This is a genomic window from Anabaenopsis elenkinii CCIBt3563, assembly GCF_015245355.1.
Taxonomy (GTDB): domain Bacteria; phylum Cyanobacteriota; class Cyanobacteriia; order Cyanobacteriales; family Nostocaceae; genus Anabaenopsis; species Anabaenopsis elenkinii.
Map to the genome: position 1 here is coordinate 1351384 of NZ_CP063311.1, position 25470 is coordinate 1376853.

General features: G+C 42.9%; 25 protein-coding genes. 12 read left to right on the forward strand and 13 right to left on the reverse strand.

Annotated elements, in window-relative coordinates; all coding sequences use genetic code 11:
* Positions 1-359: 359 nt before the first annotated feature.
* The 4 genes from IM676_RS20255 to IM676_RS06060 all read right to left on the reverse strand — a co-directional run bounded on the left by IM676_RS20255 (position 360) and on the right by IM676_RS06060 (position 4536).
* Positions 360-2582 carry an NACHT domain-containing protein gene (locus IM676_RS20255; RefSeq protein ID WP_200989374.1) on the reverse strand — a complete coding sequence of 741 codons (2223 nt, stop codon included), beginning with the start codon at positions 2580-2582 and terminating at the stop codon, positions 360-362.
* A 9-nt stretch (positions 2583-2591) separates the two neighbouring features.
* Positions 2592-3068 (reverse strand): hypothetical protein, encoded by a 477-nt coding sequence (locus IM676_RS06050; protein WP_225880460.1) that lies wholly within the window; start codon positions 3066-3068, stop codon positions 2592-2594.
* Complete coding sequence (locus tag IM676_RS06055; RefSeq protein WP_200989375.1) at positions 3061-3378, reverse strand: hypothetical protein; 318 nt, start codon at positions 3376-3378, stop codon at positions 3061-3063. Before IM676_RS06055 ends, IM676_RS06050 begins: the two co-directional genes overlap by 8 nt.
* Before the next feature lie 99 nt (positions 3379-3477).
* Positions 3478-4536 carry a class I SAM-dependent methyltransferase gene (locus IM676_RS06060; RefSeq protein ID WP_200989376.1) on the reverse strand — a complete coding sequence of 353 codons (1059 nt, stop codon included), beginning with the start codon at positions 4534-4536 and terminating at the stop codon, positions 3478-3480.
* Positions 4537-4732: 196 nt separating this feature from the next.
* Between IM676_RS06060 and IM676_RS06065 the strand changes: the two genes are divergently transcribed.
* Entirely contained in the window at positions 4733-4933 is a 201-nt protein-coding gene (locus IM676_RS06065; protein ID WP_200989377.1) for a hypothetical protein, read from the forward strand.
* A 102-nt stretch (positions 4934-5035) separates the two neighbouring features.
* Here the strand turns inward: IM676_RS06065 and glnA are convergent, their stop codons facing one another.
* Positions 5036-6451 carry a type I glutamate--ammonia ligase gene (gene glnA / locus IM676_RS06070; RefSeq protein WP_200989378.1) on the reverse strand — a complete coding sequence of 472 codons (1416 nt, stop codon included), beginning with the start codon at positions 6449-6451 and terminating at the stop codon, positions 5036-5038.
* A gap of 376 nt (positions 6452-6827) precedes the next feature.
* On the opposite strand from glnA, the gene apcB reads away from it, so the two are divergent.
* Both apcB and IM676_RS06080 read left to right on the forward strand, forming a co-directional pair.
* A complete protein-coding gene (apcB, locus tag IM676_RS06075; protein WP_200989379.1) occupies positions 6828-7337 on the forward strand; it encodes an allophycocyanin subunit beta in 510 nt (169 codons plus the stop codon).
* A 124-nt stretch (positions 7338-7461) separates the two neighbouring features.
* The gene (locus tag IM676_RS06080; protein ID WP_200989380.1) at positions 7462-8277 is read left to right on the forward strand and encodes a TlyA family RNA methyltransferase; all 816 of its coding nucleotides are present in this window, start codon (positions 7462-7464) and stop codon (positions 8275-8277) included.
* On the opposite strand, the gene IM676_RS06085 is transcribed toward IM676_RS06080, so the two are convergent.
* Both IM676_RS06085 and IM676_RS06090 read right to left on the reverse strand, forming a co-directional pair.
* Complete coding sequence (locus IM676_RS06085; protein ID WP_200989381.1) at positions 8274-8546, reverse strand: Calvin cycle protein CP12; 273 nt, start codon at positions 8544-8546, stop codon at positions 8274-8276. The two genes, IM676_RS06080 and IM676_RS06085, sit on opposite strands and share 4 nt — an antisense overlap.
* A gap of 510 nt (positions 8547-9056) precedes the next feature.
* Positions 9057-10403, reverse strand: coding sequence for a GTP-binding protein (locus IM676_RS06090; protein ID WP_200989382.1), 1347 nt, complete (start codon positions 10401-10403; stop codon positions 9057-9059).
* Between the two features lie 348 nt (positions 10404-10751).
* Between IM676_RS06090 and IM676_RS06095 the strand changes: the two genes are divergently transcribed.
* On the forward strand, positions 10752-12170 hold the full coding sequence (locus IM676_RS06095) for a SulP family inorganic anion transporter (RefSeq protein ID WP_318780265.1): 1419 nt from the start codon (positions 10752-10754) through the stop codon (positions 12168-12170).
* A gap of 15 nt (positions 12171-12185) precedes the next feature.
* Complete coding sequence (locus tag IM676_RS06100) at positions 12186-13049, forward strand: universal stress protein (protein ID WP_200989384.1); 864 nt, start codon at positions 12186-12188, stop codon at positions 13047-13049.
* A 67-nt stretch (positions 13050-13116) separates the two neighbouring features.
* Here the strand turns inward: IM676_RS06100 and prfC are convergent, their stop codons facing one another.
* The 3 genes from prfC to IM676_RS06115 form a co-directional block, all read right to left on the reverse strand.
* A complete protein-coding gene (gene prfC, locus IM676_RS06105; protein WP_200989385.1) occupies positions 13117-14742 on the reverse strand; it encodes a peptide chain release factor 3 in 1626 nt (541 codons plus the stop codon).
* Positions 14743-14998: 256 nt separating this feature from the next.
* The gene (locus IM676_RS06110; RefSeq protein ID WP_200989386.1) at positions 14999-15319 is read right to left on the reverse strand and encodes a hypothetical protein; all 321 of its coding nucleotides are present in this window, start codon (positions 15317-15319) and stop codon (positions 14999-15001) included.
* A 104-nt stretch (positions 15320-15423) separates the two neighbouring features.
* Positions 15424-16041 carry a TetR/AcrR family transcriptional regulator gene (locus IM676_RS06115; protein ID WP_200989387.1) on the reverse strand — a complete coding sequence of 206 codons (618 nt, stop codon included), beginning with the start codon at positions 16039-16041 and terminating at the stop codon, positions 15424-15426.
* A gap of 410 nt (positions 16042-16451) precedes the next feature.
* On the opposite strand from IM676_RS06115, the gene IM676_RS06120 reads away from it, so the two are divergent.
* The 4 genes from IM676_RS06120 (at position 16452) to IM676_RS06135 (ending at position 20589) form a co-directional block, all read left to right on the forward strand.
* Complete coding sequence (locus tag IM676_RS06120; RefSeq protein WP_200989388.1) at positions 16452-17657, forward strand: ABC exporter membrane fusion protein; 1206 nt, start codon at positions 16452-16454, stop codon at positions 17655-17657.
* Positions 17658-17695: 38 nt separating this feature from the next.
* A complete protein-coding gene (devC, locus tag IM676_RS06125) occupies positions 17696-18868 on the forward strand; it encodes an ABC transporter permease DevC (protein WP_449658004.1) in 1173 nt (390 codons plus the stop codon).
* A gap of 33 nt (positions 18869-18901) precedes the next feature.
* The gene (locus tag IM676_RS06130) at positions 18902-19600 is read left to right on the forward strand and encodes a DevA family ABC transporter ATP-binding protein (RefSeq protein WP_200989390.1); all 699 of its coding nucleotides are present in this window, start codon (positions 18902-18904) and stop codon (positions 19598-19600) included.
* Positions 19601-19671: 71 nt separating this feature from the next.
* Positions 19672-20589: a M23 family metallopeptidase gene (locus tag IM676_RS06135; protein WP_200989391.1), complete on the forward strand. Its 918-nt coding sequence runs from the start codon at positions 19672-19674 to the stop codon at positions 20587-20589.
* Between the two features lie 68 nt (positions 20590-20657).
* Here IM676_RS06135 and IM676_RS06140 read toward each other — a convergent pair whose 3' ends face one another.
* Positions 20658-21359, reverse strand: coding sequence for a L,D-transpeptidase (locus IM676_RS06140; protein WP_200989392.1), 702 nt, complete (start codon positions 21357-21359; stop codon positions 20658-20660).
* Between the two features lie 417 nt (positions 21360-21776).
* Here IM676_RS06140 and IM676_RS06145 point away from each other — a divergent pair, with 417 nt between their 5' ends.
* The 3 genes from IM676_RS06145 to IM676_RS06155 all read left to right on the forward strand — a co-directional run bounded on the left by IM676_RS06145 (position 21777) and on the right by IM676_RS06155 (position 23648).
* Positions 21777-22430 carry a sigma-70 family RNA polymerase sigma factor gene (locus IM676_RS06145; RefSeq protein ID WP_200989393.1) on the forward strand — a complete coding sequence of 218 codons (654 nt, stop codon included), beginning with the start codon at positions 21777-21779 and terminating at the stop codon, positions 22428-22430.
* Positions 22431-22709: 279 nt separating this feature from the next.
* Complete coding sequence (locus tag IM676_RS06150) at positions 22710-23321, forward strand: anti-sigma factor family protein (protein WP_200989394.1); 612 nt, start codon at positions 22710-22712, stop codon at positions 23319-23321.
* A gap of 30 nt (positions 23322-23351) precedes the next feature.
* Positions 23352-23648, forward strand: coding sequence for a hypothetical protein (locus IM676_RS06155; RefSeq protein ID WP_200989395.1), 297 nt, complete (start codon positions 23352-23354; stop codon positions 23646-23648).
* Here the strand turns inward: IM676_RS06155 and truB are convergent.
* Together truB and IM676_RS06165 are read right to left on the reverse strand one after the other, a co-directional pair.
* Positions 23635-24531, reverse strand: a complete 897-nt coding sequence (truB, locus tag IM676_RS06160; RefSeq protein ID WP_200989396.1) for a tRNA pseudouridine(55) synthase TruB — start codon at positions 24529-24531, stop codon at positions 23635-23637. The two genes, IM676_RS06155 and truB, sit on opposite strands and share 14 nt — an antisense overlap.
* A gap of 16 nt (positions 24532-24547) precedes the next feature.
* Positions 24548-25462 carry a DMT family transporter gene (locus IM676_RS06165; protein ID WP_200989397.1) on the reverse strand — a complete coding sequence of 305 codons (915 nt, stop codon included), beginning with the start codon at positions 25460-25462 and terminating at the stop codon, positions 24548-24550.
* Positions 25463-25470 lie beyond the last annotated feature (8 nt).

Below are 25470 nucleotides of genomic sequence, written 5' to 3' on the forward strand. Positions count from 1 at the left end.
GAAAATCCCAATGTTTATGATTACTCAATTATGACAAGGGATGGTATGACCAGCCCGATAGTTCCCAAAGCAGATATGAAAAATATTTGCACTCAACATACAGCCATTCTAACCAACAGAAAATCATGCAACTTATTTCCCTATGGACTGTATCATAATTATATCACTAGCTCCCAATGCTCAAACCATACCAAAGTTAGAATTAAGAGGCGTGTGGCTGACAAATATTGATAGTGCTGAATTTCCTCCAAGTCTGGACCGATCAGTGCGATTGCGCAGAGCGCAGTACGGGAGGCGATCGCAGTGGTACATCTGTAATCATTCCCCAATCAGAATCAGGTTTTAGCAGTTGTATTTTTTTAGTTCCGCTTGAACTCCATTTGAGCAAAGTGGTCTTGCAGTAGTTTGTGGATGAAGCGGTAGCGACCACCAACACGCTGGAGGAATAATCGCTCGGTGCAGTAGTCGAGGAAACGGGCATAGTTCCAGGGGATGTAACCGTTGCAGTAGAGGATAAAGCGTAGGGTGAAGTGTTTAATAACGGGAGTTCCACTTCTAGGTATCCCCACCAATAATCCCACAAATAATCCAGGCATTAAGCTAGAAATTAAAGCTTCAAAAATTAAAGCTGGATTTAAACTAGTACTATTCGTTAGAAGTCGAATAAAAAAGATTAATATTGTGGAGGGTAAAAAAAACCAGGCTGATAACTTGACTGTATTTTTAGCAGATTGCCAAATACCTTGGTTAGGAATAGTTTTGTTTTCTATTTCTAGACCATAAAATCCTAAAATTAGCCCTAAAATTAGCCCTAAAATCAGCCCATAAATCAGCCAAATAATCAGCCGTAAAATCAGCCTACTAGTCAGCCGTAAAATCAGCCAATTAATCAGACCATAAATCAGCCCTAAAATCAGCCCTAAAATCAGCCCTACAATCAGCCAGGTTTTGAAATTATGATAAGAAAATTTTATAGTTTCAATTGCTTCAATTTTATCTCCAATCAGCCCATTAATCAGCCCTACAATCAGCCCTACAATCAGCCCTACAATCAGCCCATTAATCAGCCCATAAATCAGCCATTTTTTAATAGTTTTGGTAAAAAATTTATCAGACCTAATTAAATCTATATTTCCAATTTTATCCTCTATTGTTTCACCAAATAATCCATTAATCAGCCCTACAATCAGCCCATTAATCAGCCCATTAATCAGCCCATTAATCAGCCCATTAATCAGCCCATAAATCAGCCCATAAATCAGCCCATTAATCAGCCCATTAATCAGCATTTGTATAACTCCCCAGACAATCAAATTATAAATAATTTTGGGAATTATAGTTTTTAATAAATCAGGCTGCATTTCTTCAATCAAGAAATCTGTTCGGGTTTCTTTTTGCATCTGTTTAGCCAACCACACAAGCCACATTCGGGTTCGTTTAGCATTAGGAGGTTTGGTTGAAGAATATGTAGTAATTTTCAGATTTCGTGTCAACATTCGCCCTATATAGGCATCTAGCAAATACTGAATCCGGTCATTTGGGGAGTTCAAATGTCGCCATTCTTCTATAGATATTTCTTGAAAAGCTAGAACAGTAATACTCAGGAGTAAGGGAGTTTTTACTAACTCTAGTAAGTTTAAGTCGCTCCTGATGATTGAGCAGAGTTCTATATAATTAGTATTGTCTAGATAATCATAAATTTGATTTTCGTTTAAAGGCTGTAAGCATATAGCACCGTTAAGCTGTAATTGAGTAGCGTAGCTACTATATTCTTCACTTCGGCTACAAACAACTAAAGAAAGCGGTCTATTTTCACTTACTAAAAACTGATTAATTGTATGGACACAAAGTTCTTGACGCTGTGGCTCAAGTTCATCTAAACCATCAAGCAATGGTAGTAATTTCTGGTTGTCTACCCATTCTTTACCTAGTTTGTTTGAAACACCATATTTAGATTTGAGTTCAGTTAATAGCCAATCCGTTAAAGATTTTCGGTTATCTTTCCATGAGGACAAGTTGAATAAAACAGGAACGGGATAATCAGGCTGTGCTTCTGCACGTTTGACTAAAGCTTGTGCCAATTCTAATTGTATAGTTGTCTTCCCCGACCCTGGGTTACCTAAAATTAACAGTTTACCTGCAATTTCTTCTGATTCAAAAACTTCTAAAATTGTTGTGGTATCTGGAAGAGGTTCAGCAGGCTTTGAGCCAATTTTTATATCAGCATCCCAAGGGCGCTTGACTTGTTGTGGTTGTGACTCCTTCCCCAAATTAATTAGCACAGCATTATGTAGAGACTGTCTTAACCTTGCTGTAACTTCTTCCTTGACTGCGGCTAATAATTTCTGTTCATTCTTTGGTCGAGCCGGGTTACTTCCTGATGTTGGTATCTGCTGTCCAAAAATTAACTTGTTGATGTTTAGCATCAAGTTGTTAGTACCCTGAACTACTCTATTACCCTCACCCAGAACACCTTGATTTTCATTACCCTGAACCGCCCGGTTTTGATTACCTCCAATTTGATTTTGATATGTAGAATTATCAGGCTGTTGTGGTTCTAAGTTTTCAGGTGGCTGATTCATAAATACCTTCTACAACCCTAATAGAGATGAACCAACTGCCGCACCTAACCAGCCAGCAACTTTTACAATAATCGGCTTGGCTACTGTCCAAAGTTGCTTACCAGAATCCACCGTTTTAGTTGTTTTTTCTAGAGTTTCTGTCACGCTTGTTAAGCGGTCTAATGCACGTTTTTTATTCGGTTCTTCCTTATCTGTTGCTTTTTTAACTGCGCTCAAATCGTCAATTACTTCTTCTTTGGTGTCGGCTGGTAATTCTGCGCCTTGAATCAAGGTTTCTAATTGTGCCAGTAACTTGATAACATCTTCTTTAGTAAGGGATGCTGCGGTATCTGCACCCACTTGATTTTGTTGCATGACTTGATTATTGTCACCCAGCACAGCCTGATTATTGTCTCCTTGCACTGTGCGGTTGTTATCGCCTTGCACGTTGTTGACGTTACCGCCGACAGAACCACCAACTGAAAAGCCACCGGTATTACTAGCCATATTTGCTACCTGTTGTATTTGTGTATTTGATTTTAATTTGTTTGATTTTAAAGATTGTTTCTGTTTGCTCTGTTGAGTCTACAGGAGTAGTGAGGGTTTGATTGCAGGAATTTAACTTTGATGTTTCTGATGATATTTCTATACTGTCATCACTAAAGTAGGAGCCGATAATTTTGTCATAGTTAGAAGCAACTGCTAAAAATACGCCACCTAAAATATAAATCGGTAAGGGAAGGTTAAATTTTTTTAACCAGTCAAATAGTTCTGCTACGGCAAATAACAATAAAAAACAAGCTAGCCAAACCCTCATTTTTCTCTCCCCTGTGTGCAAATGTATTTTTAGTCTATTCATTTTAGGGTGAGGGCAAATACTCACCCTGATTTATTGGTTGAATATATCACGTTGTTTTTAAGCCGGTTTATGAGCAATAAAATACTTGCTCATAAAGTGGACCTGGGTGGAAATATTCTCAAAACCAGCTTGCTCTAAACGCCCTACTAGGTCATCATGTGTATAATCCCGATAGTAAGGTTCATGAAACAGTAGGGGGAAAGATTCCATATTTACGGCAAATTCCGGTGAGTCACTGATTTGAATGGAATCACAAATGACAAATACTCCCCCCGGTTTTGTGACTCGGAAACATTGTTCAATGACTGTTTGACGCACTTTTGCTGGTAACTCATGGAAGAGGAAGACGGAAGTTACCCCATGGAAGTAGTTGTTTAAATAAGGTAACTCTTCAGCGTTAGCTTGTAGGAGTTGGGGTAACTCTCCGGGAATTTCCGAAAGTTCTTGATTGGCTTTGCGTAAATATGCTGGTGATAAGTCCACACCATACAAGGATGCTTGAGGTAGACACCCCCGGAGCATCCTTAATGTTCTTCCAGTCCCACAAGCTACGTCTAAAACACGTATTTGTTTTGCTGGTAGGGAATTAAAGGCTTTTAACCCCTGCTTTAAAGGGGACAGTATGCGCCGTCGCATGGGGTCAGCTGTACCATTAAAGAGGATTTCTACTTGTAAATCATATAGGTTGGCGGAATTGTCGCTTAAATAGCCATTGGTTTGGTTATGGAAGTTCTGGACATAGTAGCTGGGATAACCATCTGTTTCTATTTCTGGGGAAAATTCTTGATGTTTCTTTTGTGCAGACCGCTCCCAGATTTGCGGTAGCTCTAGGCATACCATGGGATAGTAACGGAAAAAATCCGACCATGGGTGGTCAAATAGTAGGCTTTCGGGATACACTCCTTTTTCTGTATCTTGCCAATCTGTTTCCAGTAGCTGATTCATTCTTTGCTGTAGTTTAAATAAGACCTTCTGAGTCATGGGTTTCCCCCTGTGTCCTAAGTTGGGATGAATCAGATTCATCAGCCTTGAACTTAAGGTTTTGTGAACTACACCAAAGTAAGTTTTACCTTGTTGAAAGGCTTGATAACTCAGCTTAGTTAAAGTCTCAGACATGAAAATACTAGGGTATTGAAGGGTATTTATTACTTTTCTCAATGATTTAATTATATGTAAAAAATTGTAACGCACAAATAAGATGTAAATTTTTGTAAATAAATTGAAATTCTGTAGCGTTGGTTACAGAATTATTGCTAATATAGTACAAGATTAAACTTCCATTGATCACGAGAACCATAAGGGGGACTGTGTTATGTCTATTCAAGATAGAAGTCGGATGTTGGCTATGCGTCAATATCAGCAGGTAAAAAACCGTCAGCAGTCGATGCTGATGCGTGCCGCACAAGAACTGGGTCTTCCTGAAGAATTATCGGAGTATTGGAGTCCCATTCAAGGGAAAATTGACCCCACCACTCGCTTAATTTATGAAAGTAGCCATGCTGCTATGAGCTAGTTGTGAATATGATTGAAGTTGCTATCTACCAAATTTTTGACTGTGATTAGTAAAAAAAAAGCCACCCCAGAAGGGTGGCTAAATACTCACTGTTCAACTAAGTTAGCAGTCGTAATAGAGGTAAAACTCATAGGGGTGAGGACGTAACTGCATCTGCTTAACGTCGTTAGCCAGTTTGTAGTCAATCCAGTTTTGGATGAAGTCTTCTGAGAAAACGCCTGTTTCTGTCAAGAAAGCATGATCATTTTCTAGTGCTTCGAGTGCTAATTCTAGGGAACCTGGAGTTGAAGGAACTTTCGCCAGTTCTTCGGGAGAGAGTTCATAGATGTTTTTATCTAGGGGTTCACCGGGATGAATTTTGTTCTTAATCCCGTCAATACCAGCGCAGAGCATGGCTGCAAATGCTAGGTAGGGGTTAGAAGTAGCATCAGGACAACGGAATTCTAAGCGCTTGGCTTTGGGGTTGTCGCCAGCTAAAGGAATCCGTACGGAGGCAGAACGGTTACCTTGAGAGTAGGCTAGGTTAACTGGGGCTTCGTAACCAGGTACTAGGCGCTTGTAAGAATTAGTTGTGGGATTGGTGATGGCTAAAAGTGCGGGTGCGTGCTTGAGGATACCACCAATGTAGTACAGTCCCATTTCACTCAAACCAGCATACTTATCACCAGCAAATAGAGGTTTGCCATCTTTCCAGATGGATTGGTGACAGTGCATACCAGAACCATTATCGCCAAAAATTGGCTTGGGCATAAAGGTGACGGTTTTGCCGTATTTCTTGGCGACGTTTTTGATGACGTATTTATAAGTCATCAACCAGTCGGCTGCTTGCATTAGTGTACCAAAGCGGAAACCTAGTTCGCACTGACCACCAGTAGCTACTTCGTGGTGTTGTTTCTCAATGGGTACGCCGCAGTCTCTCATGGTCAGGAGCATTTCGGTACGGATGTCTTGGAAGCTATCCGCCGGTGATACTGGGAAGTAACCTTCTTTGAAGCGTGTTTTGTAACCCAAGTTGGGGCTTTCTTTTCTCCCAGTATTCCAAGCACCTTCTACTGAGTCTACATGGTAGTAGCCTTCATGGGCGTTTTGGTCAAAGCGGACATCATCAAAGATAAAGAATTCTGCTTCTGGTCCAAAGAATGCTGTATCACCAAGTCCGGTAGACACTAAGTAGTCGATCGCTTTTTGGGCTATTACACGGGGACAACGGTTGTACCATTCCCCTGTCCGCGGTTCTTTAATACTACAAACTATACTTAATGTTGGCTCTGTCATGAAGGGGTCGATCCAAGCTGTGTTGGAGTCGAGTACCATCATCATGTCTGACTCGTTGATGCTTTTCCAACCCCGAATGCTGGAACCGTCAAAGGGTACGCCATCTGAGAAGGAACTTTCATCGATTTGGTCATGGTAGACAGTTAAATGCTGCCAAGTACCTAGTGTATCGATGAATTTCAGATCAATCATCTGAATTTTTTGGTCTTGAATCATCTTCAAGACTTCTTGTGGGGTTGTCATTTTTACTCCTTCTCTACCGATTTCCTAAAGTAAAACTAGAATCTTCCAAAGCATCTTCACCCAGATGATCTGAACTAAGTTGTTGATGACACACTTGGAATATCATAAATCCTAGACATTAAAGAATTTTGTATTTTTTGTTACAGCTTATCTGGATTACAGGTTATATTAACCTTTTCCGGAACATCTGTACAAAACTTAAAGTTCATCTCATTAGGTGTCAACTTTGGCATAGAATCCTTAATTAGCGGGTAATCTGTTTTTGTGCGGCATTTTATTTTAAATATTATTTTAAATACAATGGCACAAAAATTTACCGGTGCATGACTGCAACCAAATTAATATCAAAAGATAGCATTTATTGGGAGAAGAAAGAATGCGTGATGCAGTGACAACCTTGATTAAGAATTATGACGTTGCTGGAAGGTATTTTGACCGGAATGCGATCGACAGTTTAAAATCTTACTTTGCTAGTGGTACTGCACGGGTACAAGCTGCTGCAGCTATTAACTCTAATGCGGCGGCCTTGGTTAAACAAGCTGGTTCTAAGTTGTTTGAAGAACAACCAGAGTTGATCCGTCCCGGCGGAAATGCTTATACAACCCGTCGTTATGCAGCTTGTCTGCGGGATATGGATTATTATCTGCGCTATGCTACTTATGCCCTGGTTGCAGGTAACATGAATGTTTTAGATGAGCGGGTACTACAAGGACTGCGGGAAACCTATAATTCTTTGGGTGTACCTATTGGCCCTACGGTTTTTGGTATCCAGATTCTCAAGGGTTTGGTTAAGGAACAAGTTGCAGCTGCTGGTATTGCTGATACTTCTTTTGTGGATGAACCTTTTGATTATATGACTCGTGAGTTGAGCGAGCAGGATGTTTAAAAGTTAATTTTTAAATCAGGGATAATATAATTACCGCACTTTGGCTTTTTTGACAAGGTGCGTTTATTTTTTTTAATGTGACATGAGAACCCAAATTTACAATGATTTAGGAGAGTTAATTTAATTGGTGAAGCAGCGACTTGATACGCTATTAGTAGAGTTAAATTTATGTAGTTCCCGCGCTTTAGCACAGCGCTTAATTCAAGCAGGGGAAGTAACGGTTAATCAGCAGGTGGTGGATAAACCAGGGACGGAGGTTGATACTACCGCGGAAATTAAGGTAAAAGAGCGATCGCGTTTTGTGTCTCGCGGTGGAGAAAAACTGGCCAAGGCTTTAGAATTTTTTCAAATCCCCGTGGTGGGGCGCATCTGTTTAGATGGGGGTATTTCTACCGGCGGTTTTACTGATTGTTTGCTCCAAGCTGGGGCGAAAAAAGTTTACGGTGTAGATGTGGGTTATGGTCAAGTTGACTGGGGTTTAAGAAATGATCCACGGGTGATCTTAAAAGAACGTACTAATTTACGTCATCTCACACCCGCAGATTTATATACTGATGAGCAAATACCTGACCTGGCGGTGGTGGATGTATCGTTTATCTCCTTAACCAAGGTTTTACCGGCTTTGTGGAAATTAACCCAATCTCCCAGGGATGCAATATTACTAGTTAAACCACAGTTTGAGGTGGGAAAATCCCGTGTAGGTAAAAAGGGTGTTGTCCGGAACCCCGATGACCAAGCTGATGCTATTTTCCAGGTGTTGCAAATGGGTTGCGACTTGGGATGGAAATATCAGGACTTAACTTGGTCCCCCATTACTGGCCCAGCTGGTAACATTGAGTATCTTCTCTGGTTAGGAATGGATGGGGAAACACCACCGCCTGATTTAGATATAATTCAGCAAATGACAAAATCAGCCATGGGGAATTTTAGGGGAGGTTAAAGGTCGTAGATGAGACACTCTAGGGCTTCGGGATGTTGTTCGCAGTAGGTTTCTAGTGCGGTTTGGCGGTGTCTTTTGGCTTGCTGCTGATGGGCTTTTTCTGCTTGTAGTTCTTCGACGATATCCCAAGCTACAGCACAGCTGGCGGAATTGTCTCCCTCGGTTGCGCAGGTTTGACGAGCTTCCACAATAGATTCTAAGATAGCTTCATCCAGGGTTTTATTACCGGAGTTAACAGCAGATTGAACGGATTCTAGGGATGTTGTCATGATATTTTCACCTTGATTGATGAATATTGACTGTTAGCTTTATAGGACTTCAAAAGCTTATACTTCTAGTTTAATTAAGCTGATGAAAATGGTTTGGTAGTGAACACCGTCTGGAGGTAAAAAGCTAAAAAGAGGAAAAGAAATTTTGACGATGGCTGTAGTTTTTTGCCTTCGTTTTTATTTCTGTTGTTTCCTCAATTTTGCACCCAAAACTATCAATTGAGTCGCTTTGTCAGGGGAATTTTATGTTAAGTGCACCCTGGAAGGATGTGGTTACAAGCTGTCATCAATGGTGACCAACACAATGGGATACAACCCCCGTTCTCTGAGGACGGCTTTTTGGTTCATATATCTGGCGATTTTTGGTATATGAATATAAAATAAGAAGCAGCACGACTTTAAATGGACGTAAAGGGACTGTGTGCTTTGCACAGGCTAGCTGTGAAGCTTCAATAATCACCGATAGCGTAGCGTAGCGTGGCGTAAGCCATACTTTTAGGTGGGTGAGTGTCAAGATTTTGTTGCTAGTTCTTGTTGTAAGCGGTAGAGAATTGTATTGCGATCGACTTGAGATAAAATCTCTTGAATGACGCTGCTTACTCCTAGTTCTCCCCAGGTACAACCTTTTTCTAGGTAGGTTTGGGCGGCTTTCCCTACTATGTATGCACCATAACCGGCTATGGTAGATTGGGCGATCGCAGTTCCAGCATAGGCTGTAATATTGAGAGGATTTTCCCCACTAGCGATCGCTGCGGTGGTTTTACTTAATCCCAGTATGATACTACTCCCGACTTCTCCTAACAGCAACCCACCGGAACTGAAGAAGATGGTTTTTAAGATTTTGCTGGCTTCGTAACTGGTCATAGGTAGGCCATATAACCGTGCTAGAGAACGAATTAAAACTAAGTCAGCAAGGGTACCACAGATGACATCTAAAACTGGTACAGGATTTAATCCTACAGCTAAGGCTTTATATTTGGCGAATTTCCAAATAATATCTTCAGCTTCTTGCTCCCACAGATCCATAGTTTTTTGAGCTATGGCTTTGTGTGCTTCCCGTGCTTGAATGAGTGCGTTTAAAGCTAGGAGCGATCGCCCTTCCCGATTGAGAATAGATAAAATTGTCTGTTGTAGTTCCTCTATCCGAGGGGGTGGTGTTTCCCACTCATAGGTCACACGACCATCTGGCCATTCTACTCGCACTTCTAGGGGTGCTGGTTCGGCCGCCACCATGACAATTTCATCTGGTAGTAAAGGGGGAGCTTGGGGATGTCCTGCGCCTAGTTGTTGTAAGTTGTGATAAATTGCTTGTCGGTCTGTTTCTGGATATAAATCTATTTTATTAAATACTAAAATCAGGGGTTTTTGTGCTTGGCGTAACTCCAGCAGAGCTAGATACTCAAGGCGGGTAATATCCCCAGATAGGACAAACAAAATCAAATCGGCTTGCTGGCTGATTTCTCGCGCCATCTTTGCCCTCACATCCCCCGCAATTTCATCTAACCCAGGTGTATCAATTAACTCAACTAATACCTTACCTCCCGGTTGCCAACGCACAGAACGGGGCCACTGAGTCACACCGTTGAGGGGTCCTGTTTGCAGGATTTTCGCCCCCAGTAAAGCGTTTAATACTGCTGATTTTCCCCGACTCACCAACCCAAAGGCTGCAATTCTAATCACATTCGAGTCTAGTTTGCTCAGGGTAGAGTTTAAGGTTTCTAATTCTGGTTTGAGCAACCCTAGTAATTCTGGGTGGGAGCTAAACTTTCCCGACTTGCAAAGATGTCCATACCAAGACAGTGCTTGTCTGAGACTAGCACGGGCGCGGTTTAAGTGAGTTTCTTGGAGATTACGCACAAGGTGAGCTTAGGTATGGTAAATGGGGGCAAAAAGCTAGAGTGCATCTACCATTTTACCATTAGAAGATTTAAAATTGGTGAATGATATTTCAAGCTAGTTACAGCAGAAAACCAGAGTAACTGTAATTCCTTGTGGGTGTAGGACTCAATGAATTAAGCCTGGAGATTTGGCTTTTTGTGAGTTGATCCGAGCTATTTACCAGGTCAGCATTCCCCCACAGAGGTAGGTTATTGGGAGTGCGCCAAAATACTGGTAATTTATTTGATATGAATAACAATCCTAGGAGGAAATTTGAAGGTATCAATTTTGCGGCGAGAGTGGTTTTCTAACACTCAGCAGGATATCATGGCAGGAGCTGTTGTAGGACTAGCTTTGATTCCAGAAGCGATCGCCTTTTCCATTATCGCCGGGGTTGATCCCAAAGTGGGGCTTTACACCTCATTTATTATTGCGGTGATCACCGCCTTTTTAGGAGGTAGACCGGGGTCAATTTCCGCCGCTACAGGCGCAATGGCCCTATTAATGATTGAGTTAGTCAAAGATCATGGCTTGCAATATCTATTAGCGTCCACCCTCTTAACCGGGGTGTTTCAAGTTGTGTTTGGCGTGCTCAAACTGGGTCGCCAAATGAAATTTGTACCCAGAGCGGTAATGATTGGCTATATTAACGCCTTAGCGGTGTTAATTTTCCTGGCCCAGTTACCCCAACTCACCAACGTTCCCCCCACAGTATATATATTAACCCTCCTATCTTTGGTAATTATTTACATTTTACCCCGCTTTACCAAAGCAGTACCCTCCCCCTTAGTAGCTTTAGCAGTGATGACGATCGCCGCCATTGCTCTCAAACTAGAAGTTCCCACGGTAGGGGATATGGGAGAACTACCCAAGAGTTTACCCTTGTTTGCTCTACCCCAAGTCCCCTGGAACCTGGAAACCTTAAAGATTATTTTGCCCTATTCCCTCACCTTAGCGATCGTGGGTTTATTAGCTTCCTTCCTCACTGCTGCTTTAGTGGATGAACTCACAGATACACCCAGCGATAAAAACCAGGAAGCTAAAGGACAAGGTATTGCTAATATCGTCACTGCCTTCTTTGGCGGCATGGCAGGATGTGGGATGATTGGACAATCGGTAATTAATGTCCAGTCTGGTGGTAGGGGGAGACTATCCACCCTTGCTGCAGGAGTTTTCCTCTTAATTGCTATTTTATTTTTACAGGATTGGGTCAGACAAATGCCCATGGCTGCATTGGTAGCCGTAATGATCATGGTGTCCATTGGTACATTTCGCTGGTCATCCTTTCAGAATATTCCCCGCATCCCCACCACGGAAACTGCGGTCATGTTAACCACAATGTTTGTGACGATTTTTACCCGTAATTTTGCCCTGGGGGTAGTTACCGGTATCGTCATGAGTACTTTATTCTTCTCTAACAAAATTGCTCAGTTAGTGTTTGTAGATAAAGTGCTGAGTGAGGACGGTTCCCATCGCACATATAAGGTAGCTGGTCAAATTTTCTTTTTATCACGAGATGAATTTCTCGCTGCTTTTGATTTTACCGAACTGGTGGAGCGGGTGACTATTGATCTGACTCATGCTCACCTGTGGGACCAAGGCGCAGTGGAGGTACTTGATAGAGCAGTGCTGAAATTTCGCCGTAATGGTGCAGATGTCGAGGTCGTTGGACTAAATGAAGCTAGTGCAACCTTGCTGAATAAATTGGCTATGTATCCTCAAGCCGATGGTTTGAACAAACAATAGTATTGTAACAGCATCATGAAAAATATTTTACTTTGTACCGATGGCTCCTCTTTTGCGGAAAATGTTTATAAATATGGTGCTTGGTTTGCTCTCAAGTTTGGTTGTCACATTAATGTTTTATTTGTGACTGATATTCGTAGTCAACAAGTAGCTTCTACTGGTAACCTCAGTGGTACTATTGGACTGGGGAGCGCTGAAAACTTATTGCATGAGCTGGTCAATTTAGAACATCAAAAAGCCAAGCTGAATAATCAACGCGCTAGATTGATTTTACAAAATGCTGCGGCAATTCTCAAAGCTGAAGGTGTCACAGATGTGCAGTTAACCAATAAAACCGGGTTTTTGGTAGATTGTTTTGATGAGTTTGAGAAAGATGCAGATTTGATTGTTTTGGGGAAACGGGGAGAAGGTGCAGAATTTGCTTCGGGTCATTTAGGGGCTAATATAGATCGCATTGTGCGCAGTAGTACTAAACCATGCTTAGTTACACCGCAGGAATTTAAACCAATTTCCCGCCTGTTAGTGGCTTATGATGGTAGTGCTACGGGTAACAATATTCTCCAATTTTTAGCCGCTTATCCTGTATTTACAGATTTAGAAATTCATCTACTGACTGTGGCTAAAACTGGGAAGCTGGAAACGGCCACTCAAACACAACATCAAGGTCAGCTATATTTGCAAACCGTTGGATATGAGCCAGTTTGTAGTGTTTTAGAGGGTGACCCAGAAACGGTTATCACTAATTATATTAGCCAAGCAGATATTAGTTTTTTGCTCATGGGCGCTTACGGTCACAGTCGCATTCGCCATTTAGTTATTGGGAGTACTACCGCTCAACTGCTCAGAAGTACCAAGATTCCTGTATTGTTATTCCGTTAGTTGACTGCGCTGTGTTCCCACGCTTATAAGCGTGGGTTGTTTGGCTATCTCAAAAAAAGCTTTAATTTCAGGCTTTCTCGGTTGTGGGAGGGAGCGCAATGGGACTTAATTCTAGTTCTGGGTGGTCTCCCTTAACTTGGTCTAAGTTCCACTGGTTTTTAAACAACAGTACGGGACGCTCCCAACGGTCTTTTACCACAAAGGTGTTAAATAAACGCCCGACTTTATCCAAAATATCCCAACCTCCAGTTACCCAACGCGCTACTGAATAAGGTAAAGCTTCTAGGTAGGTCTCCACTCCGTACTCATTGACTAGACGAAACTGCACTACCTCAAACTGCAGTTGACCAACGGCTGCTAAAATGGGGTTACGTTTGCTTTCATCTGTGGAGTGTAAAATTTGTACGGCTCCCTCTTCTTGTAGTTCTGTTACTCCTTTATTAAAATTCTTATATTTGGTCGGGTCGGCATTCCTCAAGTAAGCAAATAGTTCTGGGGAGAAGGAGGGTATACTGGGATAAATCAACTTGTCGCCTATGTAAACAGTGTCTCCAATGGCAAATGTCCCTGGGTTATTTAAACCGACCACGTCCCCTGGATATGCTACCTCTACTGTGTCTCTTTCTTGGGCGAATAACTTCTGCGGGTGGGAAAGGCGCACTGTTTTACCTGTGCGCGCATGGTTAACTACCATATCTTTTTCAAATTTACCAGAACACACCCTTAAAAAGGCAATGCGATCGCGGTGTTTGGGGTCCATGTTAGCTTGTAATTTGAAGACAAAGCCAGAAAACTCTGGATATGTCGGGTCAATTTTACCCTTGTTACTTTCATGGGGGGTGGGTTTGAGTCCATATTCTAAAAAGGACTTGAGAAATAATTCTACCCCAAAGTTATTCATAGCACTGCCAAAAAACACCGGGGTCATTTGACCTCGATGCACTGCTTCTAGGTCTAGGGTCGGTCCCAAACTATCCAGAATTTCTAATTCTTCTTGCAGCTGGTGATACAAATTTTCACCTACAAGGGACTCAATTCTGGGGTCATTGGCGGCGATAATAGTATCTGTGGCTTTTCTTGTACCATGGTCGCCACTCTTTTGAAATAGATGTACTTGCTGGTGTTGACGGTCAAAAATCCCTTGAAATTGGTCTCCTGTGCCAATTGGCCAGTTAATTACATAGGTTGACAGTCCCAATTCCCGCTCAATTTCATCAATGAGTTCTAACGGCGACATACTGGGACGGTCTAGTTTATTAATAAATGTAAAGATAGGTAGAGAACGCAGTCGGCAAACTTCAAATAATTTGCGGGTTTGGGTTTCTAGCCCCTTGGCTGCATCAATGAGCATGACTGCATTATCCGCAGCTGCCAAGGTTCTGTAAGTATCTTCACTGAAATCTTGGTGTCCAGGTGTGTCTAAAAGATTGAGTAGACAATTTTGATACTCGAATTGTAATACTGTGGAGGTGATGGAAATCCCTCTTTGTTGCTCCATGGCCATCCAGTCTGAGGTGGCGTGGCGTTGGGAACGACGAGCTTTGACGGAGCCAGCTTGTTGAATTGCTCCCCCGTAGAGGAGGAGTTTCTCGGTGAGTGTGGTTTTACCCGCGTCGGGGTGAGAGATAATCGCAAAGTTGCGCCGGCGTTCTATTTCTTGCGGGGCGATCGCATCGCGTACTTCTGTTTGCATAAGTTGAAAATTTAAAAGAACTGCTCTATTGTCAAACCGATGTAGTCTATCTTCAGACAAGCTGTATGATCATGCAACACAAGCAATCATTAGAGCAGTCTTATGGTGGCCACTGATCACCAATTTTGATGCTAAATAACCTAATTTTTTTCAAGCTAAAAAGCTGCACGGCTGAAAGACAAAAAGTTTTTACATTTTCCTTTTCTAATTATACAACTAAATCCACTGTTTTTACTTCTTTAGTACCACACAGAAACTACCACCAAATGCGATCGCCATGTTCATCTAGCCTTGCTGCGCGAATCACATCAGAAATTTCTTCTGCGTCTTTGACATGGTGGAGTGCTTTTTTTGTGCCATCAGGATACTCTACCACAAAATACGTTGGGACTGTAATCTGGTCTCCTGTGATATCTGGCACATTCACGGCTATCTGTTGGGCTTTTTCCTCTAGGGTTTTGGACTCGTCTATAACATCCCCTGGGTTGGCGGTTAAGTTTCTTTCTTTGACTGTTGGTACGCTGTCTTGATAGTCGTGACTAACTGGCTGATCTAGATTGTTGAGTTTCTTAGTCATGATGTTTGGCCTTGGGGAAAATTTATACATCTACTAAGAACAATCTAAAAAATTATCGCTGTGATGAGTTCCTTCTCTAGAGGGAGAAAAACACAAAAAACAGGTTATTCGGCGCAGTTGACAATTAAGTGTGTGAGGGCATCAATCAGGCGATCGCCTTCCATGGGTATAATATCCTTACCATGCATAATTTCTTGAGTAGTCACGAAGTGGACTAAGGAGCCAATGAGAATTCTAGCTGTGGCTTCTGGGTCAGGTATTTTTAATTCCGGGTGAGCTGCTAAATATTTACTGATGGTCTCGATGGCTGGTTTGGCGATGCTGTAAATAAAAACCTGGGCTAACTCGGGAAACCGCGCCGACTCCCCCATTAACAGGCGTTCAAATGACTGATATTCCTCATCTTTGACCATCTGATCTAAGGCTGTCACTGCTAACCGCCGCAGCACAACATAGGGTTCTCCATGTAAGGGTTGGGACCCCAATATAGAGTAAAACCTCTTTCTGGCTAGTTTCTCGATTAATGCTTTAAATAATCCTTTTTTATCTTGGAAGTAACTGTATACTGTGGCTTTAGAAACTCCTGCTGCTTCTGCTACCCTATCCATGCTCGCAGCTGCATAGCCCCGAGCTAAAAATTCTTGCATCGCCCCTTGCAGAATTTTTTCCATTTTCTCTACTGAATTAGATCGGTCATTTTCTCCATTTTTTGGGCGTACCATCTTCCAATAGTCCTTAAGATTATCAATATTTGCAGACTTTTGTGGCTAAGAGCTTGACTAAACTAGTCGGTTTAGTATAATTCTATTATAGAACTAAACGGTGTAGTTTTGTAACCCAGAGTTCATTCTGGGGATGATGTAACAATAGCAGCGATTCCTAGTTTCACAGAGTCAAAATATAGGTAATCACCACTAAATAACCTATCTATACTCTGGTGAACAGACTAATACCTCACCGGAAATTTGCAGTTAGTGGAGTCGGAAAAACCGATTATGTCCAAAATTCAGGGAGAGCATCAGATTTTTTTCTCTGGTGAGTGATAAAAGAGAGTTAGGCGGGACATTTACCAAAATTTGATTTGTTCTGATTTGAATCAGTGTATTTGGAATTGCTTAAAAGGTATGCTATCGTGCAAAACTCAAAGCTAGATCGATCCATATCCTCCCCACCGATTTTACGTCCGCCCTTTTTTCTAGCTATTATTGTATCTTTAACTGTAATTGGTAGTAGTGTTTATACGGTATTAAAATTCCCGGATAAATTAAATCAAAATGATTCCAAAGCAGCGACACTAACACCTGAGTTAAAAACGGTAACAGCCCTAGGACGGATCGAACCCAAAGGACAAGTGATTAAAATTTCTGCTGCCATGTTGCCGGAAGGAAGTCGGGTAGAAGAACTGTTAGTCACAGAGGGGGACACAGTCAAAGCAAGGCAGGTGATAGCGATTTTAGATAGCCGCGATCGCCTGTTGGCGGCTTTGCAAGAGGCTCAGGAACAGGTTAGAGTAGAACAGGCCAACTTAAACCGCATCAAAGCAGGTGCTAGACGGGGGGAAATTGTAGCACAACAAGCCATAATTGCTCGCTTAGAGGCAGAACGCCAAGGTGATATTGCAGCCCAAGAAACCACAGTGGCTCGATGGCAGGGGGAAGTGGCAAATGCGGCGGTAGAAAACCAAAGATATGAAGAACTGTATAAACAAGGGGCAATATCAGCCTCCCAAAGGGATAGCAAGCGCTTACAACTAGAAACAGCCCAGAAAAACCTCCAAGCTGCACAAACACAGTTAACTCGCACTCAGTTAACTAGTGAGCAACAAATTAACGCAGCCCAAGCAACACTTAATAGCATGACTGAGGTACCACAGGTGGATATCGAAGCCGCCCAAGCCGAGGTGAATCGGGCTATAGCAGTGATGAAGCGGGCCCAAGTCAATCTCCAGCAGGCTTATGTGCGATCGCCTGAAGATGCGCAAATATTAGAGATCCACTCCCGTCCTGGGGAATTAATTTCCAGTCATGGTATTGCTGACATTGGGCAAACCAGCCAGATGTATGTAGTGGCCGAGGTGTACGAAAGCGACATCAATAAAGTTCATCCAGGGCAAAAAGTAGAAGTATTTGGTAATTTCCTCCCCATTGAATTGCAAGGGGTAGTAGATCGGATTGGCTTACAAGTCCGGCGGCAACACCTGATTAATACTGACCCTACAAGTAATATTGATAACAGAGTCATTGAGGTTTATATCCGACTAGATGAAACTTCCAGTCAGAAGGCTGCCAAGTTAACAAATATGCAAGTTAAGGCAGTCATTCAGCTGTCTAATTCTTAACACCCTTTCCTATTTACCCCCACTCAGCATAACCTATGATGGGACTCATCCAACAAATGCGACGACGCACCCCCCTCGGATGGCTACAACTGAGTCACGAAAAAAGCCGCTTGCTGGTAGCACTATCGGGGATTGCTTTTGCGGATGTTTTGATGTTCATGCAGATAGGCTTTCAGACGGCGCTATATGACAGTAACACTAGACTGCATCGCAGTTTACAAGCAGATATTGTTTTAACCAGTCCCCAAGCCCGTAGTATGCAAAATATGCCGGTATTTTCCCGGCGGCGCCTCTATCAAGCTATGGATATACCGGGGGTGGAATCAGCACAAGCAATGTATGTTCATAATATTATTTGGAAGAATCCCCAAACCCGCCGCCAGACATCGGTACAAGTCATCGGTTTTAATCCAGATCAGCCAGTTTTTGATTTACCAGAGGTGAATCGCCAATTACAGTCTATTAAGCTACCTGATACTGTTTTATTTGACCGGAATGCTCGGGGCGATTACCAACAGGCGATCGCCAAAATTAACCAGGGTGAAAAAGTCACTACTGAAATAGAGGGGCGGACTATTACCATTAGTGGTTTATATACCGTCGGGGCTTCCTTTGGTTCTGATGGTAGCTTAATCACCAGTGATCAAAACTTTTTACGGTTGTTTTCTCGACGTCCAGCCAGCAATATTAGTTTAGGTTTGATCAAGGTCAAACCCGGTTATGACCGCAAACAGGTAGCAAGGGCTTTACAAGCCTATCTGAGCGATGATGTCAGGGTGATGACCCATGGAGAATTTATTGAATTTGAAAACCATTTCTGGAGAACCAACTCCCCCATTGGCTTTATTTTTAGCTTAGGTGTATCCATGGGGTTTGCGGTGGGTGTAATCCTGGTATATCAGGTTCTTTCTACTGATGTCAATGCCCATGTCAGGGAATATGCTACTTTTAAGGCTTTGGGATATCGCAATTACTACTTTTTAACTGTAGTGTTTGAACAAGCTCTGATTTTAGGAGCATTGGGCTTTGTTCCAGGGTTAGCAGTGTCTTTGGGACTTTACCAAATGACTCGTACCGCTACCAATCTGCCTATGTATATGACTGTAGCCCGGGCTTTACAGGTGCTGGTTTTAACTATCATTATGTGTTCAATTTCTGGGGCGATCGCCACTCGTAAACTACGCTCTGCTGACCCGGCGGATATGTTTTAGTGGGGATTATAAAAGGTAAAATTTAAAACTGCTATGCGTCCAGTCATTTCCATCCGCAATCTTGATCACTACTTTGGACAAGGTTCATTGCGTAAGCAAGTTTTATTTAATATTAATTTAGAGATTCAAGCAGGTGAAATTATTCTGTTGACGGGTCCTTCTGGTTCGGGAAAAACTACTCTCCTGACTTTGGTCGGTGGTTTGCGTTCCCCTCAGTTTGGGAGTTTGCAAGTTTTGCAGCGGGAACTTTGCGGCGCTAGTACCCAGGAATTAGTGCGATCGCGACGAGATAACGGTTATATTTTTCAAGGGCACAATCTCCATGGTAGTTTGACAGCACTGCAAAATGTGAGAATGGCCTTGGAACTGCACAGAGATATTACACCCGAACAGATGCAAGACCGTTCGGCTGTGATTTTGGAACAGGTGGGTTTAGGGAATCACCTTGATTATTATCCTGACCAATTGTCGGGAGGACAAAAACAACGAGTAGCGATCGCCCGGGCTTTGGTCAGCCATCCCCCTCTAGTTTTAGCAGATGAACCCACTGCAGCCCTTGACAGTCAATCGGGTCGGGATGTGGTCAACCTGATGCACAAATTGGCCAAGGAACAGGGTTCTACCATCCTTATGGTTACCCATGATCATCGCATTCTCGACATTGCTGACCGGATTGTGCCGATGGAAGATGGTAAGCTGGTTAACGCCTCTGGGGTGAAGGTAACAATTTAATACCCCTTCCTGATTTTGGGTAGGTTTAACACAGCGGTGATCGATAATGGTATACGCCCTCTTGTTTGTCAATGTTAGTGAAAAACTATCGCTTATCCTATTTGAGTGGGAAATTCTGGAAACCCCACCGCCAGATCATCAAGTTCATCGGTATCTTGACATTTGCTTTAGTTGTCATCTTGGCTTCACCCGTCCATGCTTTGGAAGTACAGGTGACTCCCAGTAATCCTCAGCTGGGTGATACTATATCTGTGGTAATTAACGTCAATCATAGGGATGATGGTAGTAATCCCACTGTAGTGGTTGGTGATACTTCTTACCCCGCATTTGCCATTAGTTCTCAGAAATATCGGGCTTTGATTCCTACAACTCCATTAGATCGGCCTGGAACTATAACGCTGAAGGTTTCCGGGGATGGTCAAGAGCGAAACTTGGCACTCAATTTGCGTAATCGCTCCTTCCCCACACAACGGATTAATTTACCACCGGGAAGGGCTGGGGTGAGAGCCACAGAACATGAACTACAGCGTGTAGCAGCTTTTAAAGCACTACAAACCCCTCAAAAGCATTGGAATGGCCCCATGGTCAAACCTAATGCCGGGAGGATTACTACCATCTATGGTGTCCGGCGTTACTATAATGGTGAATTTGCCGCAGATTACTACCATCGTGGGGTTGACTACGCTAGTCCTACGGGTTCACCAGTGGTGGCCCCGGCGGCTGGAACAGTTGCTTTGGTAGGTACGGTGTCGGCAGGGTTCCGAGTTCATGGTAACACCATTGGTATTGACCATGGGCAGGGAGTAACTAGTATTTTACTACACCTCAATAGTATTAAGGTTAAAGAGGGTGATTTTGTCACAGCAGGTCAAGTAGTTGGGACAGTGGGTTCTACCGGCGCTTCCACAGGTCCACATTTGCACTGGGGTTTATATGTCAACGGCAAATCTGTTGATCCTGCACCTTGGCGGTTTGGTAGTATCAATTAAAGGAGCAAAATTTTCTTTTCAATTTAGATTCATTTATCCCGGTTTTGCAGTCAACCGGGTTTATTGGTCTATGGCACCACTGATACAAGTGTGCCTATTGTTACCTTAGTATATAATGAACGCACATCTTCATTCCGCATTCTTAAGCACCCATGAGAAATGGCAGACCCTAATAAATGTGTGTCTGGAGTGCCGTGAAAACCAATTTCATTGCGTCCATCTGACCAAAAACCAATCCATCGCTCTCCCAAAGGACTATCCGCACCCGATGGAAATATTTTACCGGTGATAGGGTGCTGCCAAATAGGATATTCTTCCATATCCCTGACCCGGAAGGAACCTGTGGGGGTCTCCCAACCCTCCTTACCTATGGCAATGGGGTAACTGGCTATGACTTCACCTGTGTGGTAAACATAGGTACGGCGATCGCTTAATCTTACGACTACTTCTAGATCAGATGATTTTGGTGTAGATAAACCCTGGGAATTGGGGCTTTGTCCAGGAAGCACTGATGGTATTTTCAGTAATGAATCATTATTTTCGGTGGTATTGCGGGGTGTATCTGATATGAAAGTGACTCCGCTCTTGTGGACAACCGGCTGCTGAGTGGATTTATTCCCCGGTACAGTGTCATTTATACTCCCATAAGCAGGCTCCAAGGGGCTGTGAATTGTTGTCAGCCGCCAATGGACAGCCAGTGATAAGATGGCTGTGCCAAAAAAGAGCAACATAACTATACGGGTCACAGATTCATTTCTTACCATTGCCATTGCTAATTGTGGATTTTGAACATATTCAGTGGACTAAGTGGACTAATTGGTTTTTGAGTATGTCCCAAATTATCAATAATTTATTAGCACTTATCTGTTCTCTGTTGACATACTCATGTTTGTCAAGGTTTTTAGTGAAATTTATACTTGTATCCATGTATCATACCCATAAACATCCAAAAAATTATGGTAAAAAATTAGTTTTTTTGGAGATTCGACTATATTAACAGAACTGGGCTTCACCAGAGCTACAAAAGAAAGCATCCAAATTTCGCAAACAACCTAGGAATGGATCTGTTAATATCCCTAATGTGAGATCCTGCCATGTACCAGTCACAGAACCGTCACTGTTAGCTGGAACATTGCGCCCATTAGGTTGTCTAATAGGTGGGGATGATTTAAAGTTCAGTACGATCTATGAGCCAATCGATTACTGTATCCTGGTCAACTGTGGATGCCAGATACTCAGAAGCATCAGTGCTTGACAAACTCTCTAATCACGATCTGATTTTACGCTGTCAAACCGGACTGCGTCCAGATCGGGCTGCTTTTGCAGAGCTATTGCGCCGCTATCAAAATCAAGTTGAGCGAATTTTATATCACCTGGCTCCAGATTGGGGTGACAGGGCTGATTTGGCTCAAGAAGTCTGGATTCGAGTCTATCGAAATATTAACCGATTACAAGACCCAGTCAAGTTTCGGGGTTGGTTAAGTCGGATTGCTACTAATTTGTTTTATGACGAGTTGCGTAAACGTAAGCGGGTAGGTACTCCGTTGTCATTGGATGCTCCCCGTACCCTACAGGACGGCCAGATGGATTGGGATATTCCCGGAGATACCCCAGGACCTGAGGAAGCACTGACGACTAGGGAGTTTTACGAGCAACTGCGAGACGCGATCGCCGATTTACCAGAGGTGTTTCGTACTACTATTGTTCTCAGAGAAATCGAAGGTCTGGCATATGAAGAAATTGCAGAAATTACCGGTGTTTCTTTGGGAACTGTGAAATCCAGAATCGCTAGAGCTAGAGCTAAATTACAAACTCAGTTACAAAACTATCTAGATGCTTAATTGACAAAATGGTAAGCTATGGTAAAAGTCACAAGTCATCTCCTCAGATCCCTGTCTTTGGCTGTGAGGGTCTATGTCGGCTTTTGGATTTATTGAATTAACAAGAAGGGATGAAGCTCTCATCCCCATCACTGGCCAGACCTGTCAATCAATCTGTGTCTTGGCTCATGGCCAACTTTAAGGATTGTGTAATAATTTTGAACAGAAGCCTTTTGTTGATGAATTGATTGGTGATTTTTCTATGCTTTTGCCCGCACATGAATTGGTCATAATGCTACAATGAAAAATAATTCTTCATTTGATGACCGTGACCTGTGGCGAAATCTTCAAGATGTTTCAAATAAAACAGGTTACAGTAATAAGGACTCAAGGGGTGCTATGGACATGGTAAAGCGCGATCGCTTTGAGTTACTCAGCGCTTACCTCGATGGAGAGGTAACAGCTGCCGAAAGTAGACAAGTAGAAGAATGGCTGGCAAAGGATGCCTGTGTCCAGCGTCTGTATACCAGGTTACTAAATCTCCGGGAAGGTATGCGGAATATACCAGTACCGCCAGTCCATCAGTCTCCAGAAGTAACGGCTAACCAGGTGTTCGAGGGTGTGCGCCGTCCTTCCCGTCTGGTGCTGGGGATGGGAGGAGCTGTGGCGGCTTGTATTCTGGGTGCTGTATCTACTTTCCTACCCGGTGGTGAACTGAACACACCACAATTGGTGCAAACACAACCAACAGGGTCTACAGAAGACAGTATCCAGGTTATAGCTGCTGTTTCTCCCCTGATGGTGGCCTTAAATCACCCAGTCATCGAAATTCCCAAAGCTGCAATGGCCTCCCCGCAAGAGTTTGGGAATGTGGAACCCCAACTGCAGGAAATTCAACCCAACATTAATTAATCCCACCTCGTTATCAACTATCATGGCTGAATGAGAGCCAAAATTGAAAATACAATCCTCCTGATTCACCACGATGACTTACCAGCTTTTAAAAAAGGTGGTTCTGTGGTGAGGAATTCTTATTTTTGGTCTTTACGTTCAATTGCTGGTCGAGCTTCCCGTGATCGTGACTGGGAGTATGAACCAGAAGTATGGTTAGCTCTGTCCCGAATGCTGTTATCTTTTGCTGAGTCTGGATATTTGGGTTACAAGGAAACTTTGTTAGAGTTTCCCCTATCCCAAGGGGAAATTCCGGCTGTATTAAAGGATGCAGCTACTTGGGAGTGACTACTGTGGCCGGTACTAACAGACTATCCTCTAGTTTTCCTATACCCAGAAAGCAGGTTTCCTGATTGTACACTCTGGCTATACCGGAAAAATCGCCAGTGAGGGGGATTTTTTGCCCCTGACACCATTTGAGAGCGGAAATGGTAGGTAATGTAACTGAGGGTAAATGTTGTAAAGGCACATCGGGAGGGGTGGGGTTAAATGTCCCTGTTTGTAGTTGTGTTTCTAGGTCACTGAAGCTGAGACTAGATTGGAGGTTAAAACCACTACTTTCAGTACGGCGTAAAGCGGCGAGAGTCCCACCAGTTCCTAGGATAGCGCCTAGGTCGCGAGCAATGGCTCTAATATATGTACCACTACCACAGGCGATCGCTACATCCAATTCGGGAAAATCCCCCGATCGCCAATCTAAAATTTCTGTATGAAAAATTTCTACTGTCCGTTTAGGTACTTCCACGGTTTTACCTTGGCGTGCTAAGTCGTACAGCCGTTTACCATCAACTTGGATGGCGCTATAAATTGGCGGGATTTGCTCAATTTTACCTTGAAATTGTGCCAGTTCTTTGGTAACTTGAGTCAATGTTAACCCTGGACAAGGTTCACAGGTAATGACTTCACCCTGTAAATCATCCGTTGTGGTCTGCACCCCTAAGCGGATGGTGGCTGTGTAGGCTTTATTTTCTGGGAGATATTGTAATAACCTGGTAGCTTTACCCAAGGCGATGGGTAAAACACCCGTCGCAGCAGGGTCTAATGTCCCCCCGTGTCCCACACGTTTGAGTCGCAGAAGTTTTCGCACCCGCGCTACGCAGTCGTGAGATGTCCAGTCATAGGGTTTATTTAAATTCAGAAACCCCTCTAAGGGTAAATTTTGTAAGCTCATATATAATATAATTAATCTAATTGGCTTTACCTAGGGCGATCGCCACTGAACCAGTTACCACTAACAGTGCACCTAATATGCCAATTACAGTTAAATGTTCTGTGGGCATCACAGTAGGGTACACTGTTGATACGGTGGCAACGGCAATTAAGGTAATAATCGGGGCGATAGCTAACACCGCACTAACTCTTGATGCTGGCCAATGTTGTAATGATTCCGCAAAAGCACCATAGGCGATGAGGGTATTTAAACCACAAAACAGTAAAACTAATAATTGGGAACTACTCAAGGTGATAATTTTTCCGGGTTCAGCAAAGGGGGTGAATAATACAGCACATCCCCCATATATAATCACCATGATTTGAGCAGAGGACAGGGAGTTTAAGAGTTGTTTTTGGCATAGGGCGTAAATAGCCCATGCTGCTGCTCCTATAACTATTAAACCACTACCAAGAATATATCTTCCCTGGACTGTGATTAAAGTCAGTTGCTCATGGAAAAATATCATATATCCAGCAGTGAGGATACTCACCCCTAGCCATTGATGCACTGTATAACGCTCTCGGAAAATTACCAAACCACCTAAACTTAATAATAGGGGCGCTAATTGAATCAAAACCTCAGCGTTCCCAGCTGAGGTTAAGGCTAACCCTTGCATAAATAGCAGGTAGTTAAATCCTAAAAATAGGGTGGCGATCGCTAATAATATCCCTGAACTAGAGCGCAATTTTTGCCAATCGGGTAATTTACCCCCCAATCCTAACAATACAGCTAGGACTACAAAGGACAACAAAAAGCGGAACCATATAATAGTATAGACATCCAGAACTCGTAAACTCACAGTCAGGGCGATCGGTAAAATTCCCCATAAGCAGACTGTTAATAACGATAATCCTAAACCTAAACGCCAACGACCGGAACTTTGATGCATAAATTAAC